Consider the following 11,901-nt stretch of genomic DNA (forward strand, 5'->3'; position numbering starts at 1 on the left):
GTAGGTTAAAAGAGGACCTATGAATACGCAACTAAATGACCCACTAAATAGCAATGATGTGGTGCGCTCAGCAGGTCCTCAAGATGTGTCTTTTCTTGCTCAGATTGATTTAGAAGCTACACGAGCGCCTTTTCAACAGTCTTTTTGGGAAGACATCCTGGAACCGACAGGTACATCACCGTTGCAGTTTTTAGAATCGATGCTGCAGTGTGGCGCATCCCATTGGGGACAGATTCAGGATTTCTTAGTAATTGAGAGAAATGGTCAACCTGTGGCCGCATGCGCAGTTTTTCGACCTGCTGATATCTCAGCGGCCCACAGTCCGCTAAATATCGATAAACTACCACAGATAGCGGAGAAACTTGGCTGGACCCCGTCCATAACTGAAGATTTTCGACAGGCTTATCTCAAAATCTGGGAAGGTGATCATAGTTTTCTTAAGCCCCAGGCCGACATGATTGTCGAAACTGTTGCGGTATTACCTGAGTATCGAGGGTCAGGTCTGGGCCATCGCCTCATGCAGGCTGCCTTCAATCGTGCCCGTGAAGCAGGAGCCTCTTCTCTAGGGGTGATGGTAATTCGCGGTAATGAGCCAGCCCAGGCCCTATACGAAAAGTATTTTGAGCGGTTTGCCACCTTCTATCCCGCATTTTTTAACCATACGTTCTCCGGTGTGACCAAGTATCGAGCCACCCTGAATTCATCCAAGGAGAACACTAGTCACGGTAAGGGTAGTCACTAGTGTTATTCCCCCGAAGGACTACACTGGCCCGTTGTTAGCAGACAGACAATTTGATTATCTCTTAACACTTCCCCCTGCTGGGTGACTTGAGCATTGCCTACCAGAATCAGTCTTTGCTCAGTCATAAAAAACTGGCCTTGTTCAGCCGTTCCTTCAAGCTGATGACGGGGATATTCAAAGAGCACATTGCCACGCAGGTTAATGATATTCGCCTCTGGGTTGGTTTCTTGAACGTCAGCCTGCAGGGTAAGTGTGGCTCCTTTTGAGGATTGGGCATGGGCTGTCGCTGTAGACACAAGGCCGAAAGAAACTAAGGCGGCTGTGAGTAGTCTTAAGCGCTTGGTTTGTTTCATCATGGGTAGCTCCCGTTCAAAATAGTGAAGCACTTAGCGTAAAACAAGCTTGCCTTAGTCAGGTTATACCCTATATCTCCATCCGATCAAAATATTTAATGTTTGGTGGTGATTCAAGAAAATGGGCCAGTTTATGTAATACGCCATTTTGGGTGATGGCGTTGATATATCGTTGGTGATGTTCGATAGTGAGCCATTCTTCATCAAAAATCATCCGTTGAGTCTCTGAATCAAAGTAAACGGTCACTTGCAGGCATCCTGAGAAACCTCTGACATTCGGTAAGTTAGCTGCTAAGAATGGCGTCAATGTGTCCATACTTCCAGCTTTAACTGTGGACTCGATTAGCACTTTCGTACTCATGGTTCCTCTCCTGAGACATTAGAGATTATGAAAGCCACTGTAGAGTAATGCTCAAGGCTCGACTACTCACATCGGGTCAGAAATAACGATTTCTGGTCAATGGGGTGTTTTAATTGGGCATTTAGTGAGGGTCAACCGTTTTTATTTGGTGAGGTGTTTGGTGGTAAACCCGCTTAAATGCGGTAATAAAGTGGGAAATGTTGTCATAGCCCACCTCATTGGCGACAGCCGTGACAGACCATCGTTGCTCGACCAATAAGGTGTAAGCGTGGGCAAGTCGTTGTTCAATAATCCATTGTTTGGGTGTGGTTCCATAGAGGGCCTTAAACTCCCGATTAAAGCTAGAAACACTGCGACCTGATAAAGCAGCAAAATCTTTTGCACTAAGATGGGAGATGATATATTTCTCCATCAGGCGTTTGATGTTGCGTTTGGGATTTTCTTGTTGGTTGACAGACAAGTTGGACCGTAGTTGTTGGTCCTCATCATTGATGTCGATGATGTGCAAGATTTCTAATAATTTTAGCTTAAGAATATGGGGAGAATGATGCCAATGCCTGTAGCTAGCGATCAACGACTCAAAAAACAGAGCCATTGCCGGGCTTTTGTCTACTTTGAGAAATGTGCTTGTGCTGTTTGATAGTTTAGGAAAACTAGTACCAGTCGCTAGAAAATCGGTAACAACATCGTCACTTAGAAACAGTAAATAGGCCCTTAATGAGCCATCGGTACTGATGTAGTCTGAATATAGATTTAGCCCTTTGGGTAAGAAGACAGCTTCGTGCTGTTGCACTCGGCAAGCATGGTTATAGCAGTTGGTAATTGTTTCCGTACCTGTTTCGATATAAACAATGCAGGGAGCGCTGGTGTGGAACTCTACATTGATCAGATCTTGCTCAAGGGCCTTATAAAAGATGGCAGAGTCTTGATTGTGAAGGAGAAGCTTTATATCTCTCATGCTGTGTAGAGCAGAGGGAATGTAGAGAATATTATTCTCACAGTGCTGTGCTGTTGATTTCTTTAAGCTCATACAGGCATCTGGGACTTATCCACGGCATACAATGGTAGCAAGCATTTTGATTGTGTGATACTGGGGCTCACATGATAGGGAGACTGCGATGAAAACAATTGGTTTGTTGGGCGGCATGAGTTGGGAAAGTACCGTGACCTATTACCGGGCCATTAACGAAGGGGTAAAACAGGCCCTGGGCGGATTGCACTCTGCCAAAATCGCCATGTATAGTGTCGACTTTGAACCCATTGAAAAATTACAACATGCGGGTAATTGGGACGAAATGGCAAACATCCTGTCAGAAGCCGCACTGGGTGTGCAAGCGGCTGGGGCTGATTTTCTACTGATCTGCACCAATACGATGCATAAGGTGGCTCCCCAGGTGGAGGCTGCCATTGATATTCCTTTGCTGCATATTGGTGATGCGATCGCAACCACCCTACTTCAGCAAAATATCCAAACGGTTGGCCTGCTGGGAACCGCGTTTACCATGGAACAAGACTTTTATAGCGGCCGCCTTAGGGATAACCATAGCCTGAATGTTTTAATCCCCAATCACCATGACCGCGAGATTGTTCACCAAGTTATTTACCAGGAACTTTGCCTGGGAAAAATAGAAACCCAATCCAAAGCGGACTATCTACGAATAATCAATGAACTGGCTAAGCGCGGAGCTGAAGGAATCATTCTGGGCTGTACTGAAATCGGTCTGCTTGTACAACAAACTGACACTGAGGTAAAACTGTTTGATAGTACCGTTATCCATGCAGCCAAAGCAGTTGAATATGCCCTATCACAGGTAGCAATAGATTAGCCGCATCGAATTGACAACAGTCACTGACATGGGTGATATGGGCCTGTCCCCCCATGGTTATCCTAGATGTCATTGTTGTCTAGGATTGTTGCCAAGATAGTTAGGTTAAACACAAGATAATCATTGTTAGGATAATGTGCTTTAGCTAGACCAAGCCAATTTTCCATGCACAGTGAGGGTATCTGAGGCCGTTGACGGTAGGCCGATTGTAATGCGCTCAGAATGCGATCGCCAAGAATATCGTCGGTACCGGGGCGTAGCAAACAATGGCTCCTCAGGAGTTGAAAGGGTTGAATGCTATCCTGTTGCTGCGCCTGACTAAGTTCCTCTAAAATCTTCTGAACCAATTTTTCAATTACAAACGCCATCACCATGGGTTGCAAGCTAAATGCGGGTTCATCTGCCAAAAAGTGTCGGGTGATGAGGGCAGCGGCGACTAACTTCGATAAGGACTCAATCACCGCTCCTGGTTCACACATTAATAGGTGTGTTTGCAGTCGACATAGGGAAATTGGCTCTTGCCAAATGGCCAGCCAGAAGACAATTGTTTTTTCCAGCCCAGTCAGATGGTTAAATTGTTGTATTAAAGGTTGCCGGATCGGATTGGTTAAGATCACGCTGCCTTGCTCTAGAAACTGGGTGAGCTGACCGCCGAAGGTTGTTTTAATGGTCAATGAGATCAATTTTAAGGCCAGGGGATTATGGCCATAAAGACGAGCAAGGGCCTTGAGCTGATGGGGATGCCCACCACAACCACAGCTCTCTAACAGCTGAACAGCTGCAATAGGAGATAAACCAGGCAGCGATAACGACTGCACTCGATTTAACGTTTGAAACTGCGAGGGTAAGGGATCGTGGCTAATAACCAGAACACAGCTTTGGTGACGAGCGCCGGTAATCTGGTAGAGAAAATCTAAATAGGCTGTGAAGTTATCCAGGATGATCAGCCATCGTTCCTGTTGCATTTTTTTACGCAGCTGTTTTACCCCCTGATCCACGGTTTCTATGGGAGCATCTAGTAGATCTCCGAGTAGTGTTTCGAGGGATAATAGGGAACCGACTGACCGCCAGATGACGCCTGTAAATTCTGGCTGTAGCTGTTCAGCCAGGGCTAAGGCCAGGGTTGTTTTTCCGCTACCACCCAGGCCGCTAATATTGACTAGCTTGGTCTGGTCTTCGAGAACCCACTCCTGCAGCTGTTGGAGTTCCTGATCACGACCGTAAAATTGCTCAATGTCAGGGGCATCTCCCCAATCCACGACAGTTGGGCTAGACGGGGTAGCCTGGCTAGCCTCCGGCAACTGCTCTTCGGCAATTTCTTGCCAGTGCTCAAGGCCTACGGTCTGACAGATGGCAATAAAGGCCTCTTGCTGGATGCGTTCGCCACGCCAGAAGCGTCGTAAAGTAGCCCTCGATGTGTGGGCGTCCTGCCACCAGCGGGCGGTACTCGTTTTAGTCCAGCCACGGCGCTGACGGGCCTGGTTTGCGATCGCAAGTCCCTTTTCCGAAGCTCGTACCGACTGCCCCATGCTGCTCAACTATCCCAAAATCATATAGTCGTGGGTGACCATGTCCATAACTGGTTTGAGTATACCCCTGGTTTTAAGCACTAAGCCAGATATTGCTTGGCTAGATTTCGACTTGGGTAGTCATCTCATCTCGTCCTAGACTGTAATCAGTATAGTTTGCCAACCATTCGTCATTTTTCCCTTGATATAGCTCAAAAACGCCTATACCCCGATGCAAGCAACGATTTCTCAACTCACCCAGATCCAGTTGTTTGTGGCCCTTGACCCAAAAGAGCTAGAACAACTTCAACCCCATACTCACATTCAGCATTATCAACGTGAGACAATTGTCTTGCATGAGGGAGATATCCTTCCTCAAAAACTACACATCCTGATCAGTGGCATGCTGCAAGTTCAAAAAAGTGCCACAACCGGTAAGGAAACAATCCTGCGCACCCTCAGAAATGGAGATATTTTTGCAGCTCCAGCTCTGTTTGGAGATGCTAAGGCCCCAGCCACCGTTATCGCCATGGAAGATTGTCAGGTATTGACACTGTCTAAAGCCAATCTCCTCGATACCATTCAGCAATCACCAGAAGTGGCACTACGGATACTAATGGTGTTTAATCAGCGACTGCAACGGTTGCATACCATGGTGCATGGCTTGGTCTCAGAGCGAGCTGTGGTGCGGTTGGCCCAGTTAATTCAATATTCTGTCTGGCAGCATGGCACAGATATCACCGATGTTGGAGAACAATTGCGAATTAAGCTGCCCTATTATCAAATGGCTCGCAGTATTGGTATTACCTACGAAGAATGTGCTCGCTTAATGAAAAAACTAGAGGCCATTGTTCAATACGATCGCGGGGGTAAGATTGTCATTCTCAATCAGGATGAGCTGGAGACCCTTGCTGCTGGAGAAATTGATCCCAATCAATAATAGAATTAAAGTGAAAGCTCTCTTTGAGATAATTTTTCCAATCAGAGAGTACCTGTGAAATCATACTGTGCGGGCATCATGTCATCTCTATGGACCGCATTCCTTGCGGCCCAGTAAGACAATCAAGTCGACCGACGTGGATGACGGGTTAGTTTCTGTCAAGATAGAGATGAATGGCTAAGCCCTGGTTTCATCGCTTCATGAAAATGTAAGTGACTGTGATGCTGAGTCCTACCGTTATCAGCATGATGCTCATCATGGATAGGTTCGTGCTCATGCCAGAGTCCAGTCTGTAGCTGGGTGAGACGTTGAGGTTTTAACCACAGGTATATACCCATCAAAAATACAGACCCAATCAGGCTACTGTATAGAAAATGATAGTCAGGGGAATAGTGACCTAACCAGCCTGCCAGTGGATAGGCTAAGGCCCACCAAAAATGGCTCCAAGCAAATTGAGCACCGTAGACTCGCCCCTGGGCTTCTTTGGCTACCCGGCTGGCAATGAGGGTTTGGGTGGGAACATTAACCAGGGTTGTTCCCATACCGACCAAAGCCCATAACAACAAGAGAACTCCAAACCCGGTAAGATTGGCCGTCATCAGGGTCAGGGTAATCAAAATTCCACCAATACTGGTTAACAAAATGGGGCTGTGCTTTTTTTTGGCATTGCCTAAACCAATGGAGGTGATGGTGGCACCAATACCAAAGGCCGCCATCACCCAACCATATTCGAGCTTTCCTAATTGCAGAGTGCCCTGGACATAGCCCACCGTATTCACAAGAATTTGTGCGCCTGCGATCGCAGCAATCAATTGCAGCATCAGTGCATAACGAATGGGAGGATCGGCAAATAAACAACGAGTTCCGGTTTTGATATTGCGAATAACGGTTTCAACAGCTTTAGCATCTGTTCTCAAATTTGCAGATGCATTGTTGCCTGCTCGCAGGTGTCCTGGCAGGGTGGCAATTAAAATGGCCGCCACCAAAAACGTTATGGCATCTAGAAAAAAGACCTGTCGTGTGCCTACCCAGGCGGCAATACTCCCTGCCAGGCCGGGGCCTAAAACCCCTAACAATTGATAGGTAGCGCTGGATAAGGCAATGGCCTTGGGGCATTCGTCTTCGGTGGTCACTAAGGGAATTGTGGCCTTATAGGTAGGGGTAAAAAAGGCGTAGAACACATTCAGTAAGAATACAATCCCATAGATATGCCAGGGCTGGGTAATAAAGGGCAGCAAGCAGACAATGCCCATGCGGATCAAGTGTGTGGTGATCATCAGGCGTTTACGATCAATCTGGTCTGCGATCGCGCCTGCAATGGGAGCCAACAACACAAAGGCCAATACCCGTAGTGTGAGGGCTCCCGCCAGAATAGTCCCTGACTTCTCCCCCGCTATCTCAAACGCTAATAAAGCAAGACCTAACCAGGTCAGCGATTCCCCCACCAAATTAATGGTTTGAGCTAAATAAAGTCTGGCAAAAACAGGGTTAGCCAACCCCTGTAGCCATCGAGGACGCTGTTTCCACATACTAAAAATCCAAATGTTGTTAGAGCTCTTTAAAGTGTGCTGAAATGCGTTCCTTAGATACCCCATGGGGGCATCTAAGCCATTACATCTACTATATCCCCCAGGGGGGGATCCACAAGCTAAAAAAAAGGCTGTTGCTGCAAGAGAAACACTAACAGCACAATATTTGCTAAGCCGCAATTCTCCAACTTTGAGATTGCTGCTGTGCATTCCATAGGTTGGCATAGCGCCCCTTTTGGTTTAATAACTCCCAGCTGGTTCCCTGTTCCACAATCTCACCGTCCTCCAACACTAAAATCAAATCAGCGTTAGTAATTGTGGATAGACGATGGGCAATAACAATGACAGTTTTATCAGCAATCAAACGATTGATAGCGGTTTGAACAGCCACCTCACTTTCCGTATCCAAAGCTGAGGTGGGTTCATCTAACAGCACAATGGGAGCATCCTTAAGTATCGCCCGGGCAATGGAAACCCGCTGACGTTCTCCGCCTGATAGGGTGCCGCCAATTTCACCAATGCGGGTGTCGTAACCATGGGCTAATCTCATAATAAAATCATGACAGTTAGCGGCTCGAGCTGCGGCTTCCACCTCCCCATCAGTGGCCTCGGGTTTGGCCATGCGAATATTGTTGAGGATCGTATCGTCAAATAGATATACATCCTGAAACACCACCGAGATTGATTTCATTAAATGAGTGGGCTCTACCTGGCCCACATCAACACCGCCAATGCGGATAGCACCCTGTTGCACATCGGCAAAACGGCTAATTAATCGAGTGATGGTAGTCTTGCCACTGCCAGACGGACCTACCAACGCTGTCAGTGACTTAGAAGGTAATTGAAAAGATATGTTTCGCAAAGCCCACTCTTGCTGCTGGGCATAGCAGAAGGACACATGCTCAAAGGTAATGTCAAACTGAGTCAGCTGAGTGGAAGAAGTATGTACGGGTAAGGCAGGAATAGCCATGACGGTTTCGACTCGTTCTAAGCCAACTTCCATCAAATCCAGAATGCTGGTGTAGGCAATTAGTTGAGAGACCGGCTCAGTAAATCGCATAGCGATAACAATTAGGGCAAGCAAAACAGGAATAGAGAGGCTGCCTTGTAAAATAAATAAAATACCTAAACTAATGATCAACAAAATGCCCGCTTCTACCAATGTTGCCATGGTCACTAGAGGTAGGGTAATCAACCGCTCTCCTTTAGATTGAGCCTGGCGCTGACGCTCTAGGGCCGCTTGCAGCAATTGTGAGCTTGCTCCCACTTGTCCAGTAGATTTAAGAACGGGTAATCCCTGAATATACTCAACAATTCGGGACGCTGCCTCGGCGTCAGCGGCAGAAACATCTCGCAGGGATCTTTTGACTAAATCCCGTGTGTAGCGATAAATGGGAATGGCCAAGGGAAATGTCAGCAACAGTGAAACCGCCAGTCGCCAATCAATAAATAAGGTTACTAGTACCGTCATCAGCGGTACAATTAAGGTCTGAATAATCAAGGTTGCTAAACTACCAATCCAGAGAACAATTTCACTGACATTGCCACTCATGACAATATTGAGATCCCCTGATTGTCGTTTATTAAGTTCTTCCAATGGCATTTGTCGTAGCTTCTCTGCCAACCGCAGTCTAAGGTCATAGGCCATATCGGTGGAGGTCAGCCATCCAAAGTCCAGCTCTCGCCAGCGAATTGCCCCTTCGACGATCACCAGAAAACTGAACAGGGCAAGTAACCGCCAAACCTGCTGCATATCAACAACAGGAGAAGCCATTAAGGCCGATAGCAGTGGAAAAAAAAGTGCAAAGATAATTCCTTGAATAATAGAAGCGCCAACAGATAATAGAAGTGTGGTTTGCAGTTGACGCTGATGGGAGCCTGCAACACGCATCATGCGGCGATATGTATTAAGCATTGTTATGAATCTGCAAGTGTAAAATACGGCCACCCTGTTTAAAGAGAGGGATCAGGATAGGAGCAATGTATCTTGCCCACAAAGGTAAACGAGCAGTATGGGCAGCAATCCTGGTCAGATAACAATGTTCGCTCTTGAGCGTAATGCCAGGTTCCCAGTTTTCTAGATCTTTGGAGTTGTCAATCCCTGATTTAAATTCAGCATCTGTTTTAGATACGGTGTCATGATTAGCTGAATTATTGGATACTCTGCGGCTAATCACATCGAAGATGAACTCTGTCGGTGATAGGCGTGTGCAAATTTGTGACATCAGGGCTCGATTATCGGCCTCACTTAAATAACAAGAAACGCCTTCCATGACAATCACAAGATGCTGGTTAGGTAATCGCTGGATTTGATCAATCCAGGAAAAATCTAAAATAGATTTTCCAATAAATTGGTAGCGCTCGTTTTCTTCAAAAAACTTACGCCGTAGTTCAATCACGTCAGGCAAGTCTATTTCATACCAACGGACACTGCCGTTATCGATTCTGTCAAATCTTGTACAGAGTCCACAGCCTAAATTAATGACAGTTGTATTGGGTTTGTCAGTCAGCCGCTCTCTGATAATCTGATCAAATTCCTGTAACCGAACGATAACCCCCAGCTTGGACTTCCACCCCTGAGCATACTTATGGAAGTCGTAATCAATGTTGTCTAGGATTTCTACTGCTTTAAGGTCTTGAAAAAAGCTATCGGGTCTCTGTGTTTCAAGATATCGGGCATACAGGGTAATTAACAACGTTTCGGTCACCCCTGTTAATTTTTCAGTTGATTCACGTTGATAGGCGCTCATGTCACTTCTATAACACGTGTCGATTCATTAGAATTCTCAAGAACTGCTGCTGCTGTCGCCTACAGGGCTAGCGCTGATTGGTCATTTTGTCTGTTTAAGCCCCAATTCTGAGCGGCTTGATGACGCGACCATAGCTGGTTGTAAAGGCCCTTGGCCGCAATCAGCTGGTTGTGTTTGCCGAGCTCTATTAAACGACCTCGATCAAGGACAGCAATTTGGTCGACCTGAACAATGGTTGCTAATCGATGGGCAATGACGATCAAGGTTTTATCTCGGGTGAGGGCGGCGATCGCAGCTTGAATCAGCGCCTCATTCTCTGGGTCGGCAAAGGCTGTTGCTTCATCTAACACCACAATAGGATTATCCTGGAGAATAGCGCGGGCGATCGTGATGCGCTGACGCTGCCCCCCCGACAACTGTCCTCCCCGTTCACCCACTAAGGTGCCATATCCCTGAGGTAAATCCAGAATAAAGCCATGGGCCTGGGCCGCTTGAGCCGCTGCTTCTACTTCTTTTTGAGTGGCATCAGGGCGACCTAGTTTAATATTGTTGAAAACAGTATCTTGAAACAAAAAGGTATCTTGAAAAACAAAAGAGACCCAGGACATTAGCGTCTCCGAGGTCATCTGACGAATATCCACGCCTCCAATTTCAATAGCTCCCTCATCAACATCCCAGAATCGAGGGAGCAGACGAGCCAGGGTGGTCTTACCAGCCCCCGATGGTCCGACTAAAGCGGTCACACTACCCGCTGGCAACTGAAGCGATATGTTTTGCAAGGCAGGAGCCCCATCGCCATAGGCAAACGTGACATTGCGGAAGGAGATCGATGAGTCCGCAGGCTGTTGCGGCTGCATGGGTTGAGGCAACGTCGGCTCCGCTAACACAGCACTAATCCGCAACGCCCCAGCATTGGCCTGATTAATCAGGTAAGAAAGGGTAAAAATAGGTTTAAACGCACCACACAATCGAGGAGCTAGCAACAGAAAAACTAAGAATCTCGGTATTGTTAAACTCCCATGGGAGACCAACCATGTCCCCACCGTAGATACCAATACCAGGGTAGGTAATGGTTCAAATAAGAGAGACCCTAAACGGGCAGAAAACTGAGTCTTATTATTCCAATCCCGCAGGCTTTGGGTAAAGGCATCGAGAGCTGTTTGGAATCGTGCAAATGAACTACTACCATCGTCAAAGGTACGCACCACTTGCATACCCTGAACAAATTCAATAATTACACTATTAATAGACTCATTGGCTTGATCGTAGGCATCTCGCTGATCTTTATAGTCTCGCAATGCTAGTTGCATAAAGATTAATCCTACGGGTAACACCATTAAGGTCGTCAACCCTAATCGCCAATCGGCAATTAGCATGGCTATCAAGGATATGATCGGAATGGTGTAGGCCTGACCGATTAACGGAGTACTGTCAGCCACAAAGGCGTGAAGAGATTTAACGTCGTCTTGTACCAGCTTTTTAATCGCGCCTGAACCAGTGGCAATAACATATCCCAGGGGAACTTTGGCCAAATGTTCAGCAAGTGCGGTACGTAAAATCACCTCAAGGTTAAATGCCCCAATGTGGGAAACTCTAAATGCAAAGCTGCGAGATGTAAAAGCGATAAGCACTAAGACTACGGCCACTGCAACCCAACGCCAAATGACCTCTGGCACCGGTGCTACAGATAGTAATTCCGCAGTGATGAAGGGAATAGTCAATAACGATGCAAGACTGCTACAAGAGCTAAGGGCAGAGAGTGCGATCGCAACAACAATTCGCCCCTTAACCGGAGCCATGGTGCTCCAAATCCCAGTTGGTGGCTGAGTAAAGTGTGACTTAGTCATGGGCTTTTTCATAATGCGGCCATCGTAGCTAATATCAAGCAATAC

General features: G+C 46.8%; 11 protein-coding genes. 3 read left to right on the plus strand and 8 right to left on the minus strand.

Annotated elements, in window-relative coordinates:
• Positions 1-19 precede the first annotated feature (19 nt).
• Complete coding sequence (locus QGP82_RS10845; protein ID WP_499058992.1) at positions 20-742, plus strand: GNAT family N-acetyltransferase; 723 nt, start codon at positions 20-22, stop codon at positions 740-742.
• A gap of 2 nt (positions 743-744) precedes the next feature.
• Here QGP82_RS10845 and QGP82_RS10850 read toward each other — a convergent pair whose 3' ends face one another.
• The 3 genes from QGP82_RS10850 to QGP82_RS10860 form a co-directional block, all read right to left on the minus strand.
• On the minus strand, positions 745-1,098 hold the full coding sequence (locus tag QGP82_RS10850; RefSeq protein WP_499058994.1) for an LptA/OstA family protein: 354 nt from the start codon (positions 1,096-1,098) through the stop codon (positions 745-747).
• A gap of 67 nt (positions 1,099-1,165) precedes the next feature.
• Positions 1,166-1,456 (minus strand): putative quinol monooxygenase, encoded by a 291-nt coding sequence (locus tag QGP82_RS10855; RefSeq protein ID WP_499058996.1) that lies wholly within the window; start codon positions 1,454-1,456, stop codon positions 1,166-1,168.
• 121 nt (positions 1,457-1,577) lie between these two features.
• Positions 1,578-2,486: a helix-turn-helix domain-containing protein gene (locus tag QGP82_RS10860; protein ID WP_499058997.1), complete on the minus strand. Its 909-nt coding sequence runs from the start codon at positions 2,484-2,486 to the stop codon at positions 1,578-1,580.
• Between the two features lie 88 nt (positions 2,487-2,574).
• Between QGP82_RS10860 and QGP82_RS10865 the strand changes: the two genes are divergently transcribed.
• Positions 2,575-3,282 (plus strand): aspartate/glutamate racemase family protein, encoded by a 708-nt coding sequence (locus tag QGP82_RS10865; protein WP_499058999.1) that lies wholly within the window; start codon positions 2,575-2,577, stop codon positions 3,280-3,282.
• Between the two features lie 62 nt (positions 3,283-3,344).
• On the opposite strand, the gene QGP82_RS10870 is transcribed toward QGP82_RS10865, so the two are convergent.
• Positions 3,345-4,811, minus strand: a complete 1,467-nt coding sequence (locus QGP82_RS10870) for an NB-ARC domain-containing protein (protein WP_499059001.1) — start codon at positions 4,809-4,811, stop codon at positions 3,345-3,347.
• 211 nt (positions 4,812-5,022) lie between these two features.
• On the opposite strand from QGP82_RS10870, the gene QGP82_RS10875 reads away from it, so the two are divergent.
• Positions 5,023-5,730 carry a Crp/Fnr family transcriptional regulator gene (locus QGP82_RS10875; protein ID WP_499059004.1) on the plus strand — a complete coding sequence of 236 codons (708 nt, stop codon included), beginning with the start codon at positions 5,023-5,025 and terminating at the stop codon, positions 5,728-5,730.
• A gap of 158 nt (positions 5,731-5,888) precedes the next feature.
• Here the strand turns inward: QGP82_RS10875 and QGP82_RS10880 are convergent, their stop codons facing one another.
• The 4 genes from QGP82_RS10880 to QGP82_RS10895 form a co-directional block, all read right to left on the minus strand.
• Positions 5,889-7,259 (minus strand): MFS transporter, encoded by a 1,371-nt coding sequence (locus QGP82_RS10880; protein ID WP_499059006.1) that lies wholly within the window; start codon positions 7,257-7,259, stop codon positions 5,889-5,891.
• A gap of 169 nt (positions 7,260-7,428) precedes the next feature.
• Positions 7,429-9,174 (minus strand): ABC transporter ATP-binding protein, encoded by a 1,746-nt coding sequence (locus QGP82_RS10885; protein ID WP_163659389.1) that lies wholly within the window; start codon positions 9,172-9,174, stop codon positions 7,429-7,431.
• Entirely contained in the window at positions 9,167-10,009 is an 843-nt protein-coding gene (locus tag QGP82_RS10890; protein ID WP_163659388.1) for a class I SAM-dependent methyltransferase, read from the minus strand. The genes QGP82_RS10885 and QGP82_RS10890 overlap by 8 nt, the downstream gene beginning before the upstream one ends.
• Before the next feature lie 59 nt (positions 10,010-10,068).
• Entirely contained in the window at positions 10,069-11,856 is a 1,788-nt protein-coding gene (locus QGP82_RS10895) for an ABC transporter ATP-binding protein (protein ID WP_499059008.1), read from the minus strand.
• Positions 11,857-11,901 lie beyond the last annotated feature (45 nt).

It is taken from the genome of Leptothoe sp. LEGE 181152, assembly GCF_032906605.1.
In the GTDB taxonomy this organism is placed as follows: domain Bacteria; phylum Cyanobacteriota; class Cyanobacteriia; order Phormidesmidales; family Phormidesmidaceae; genus Leptothoe; species Leptothoe turfae.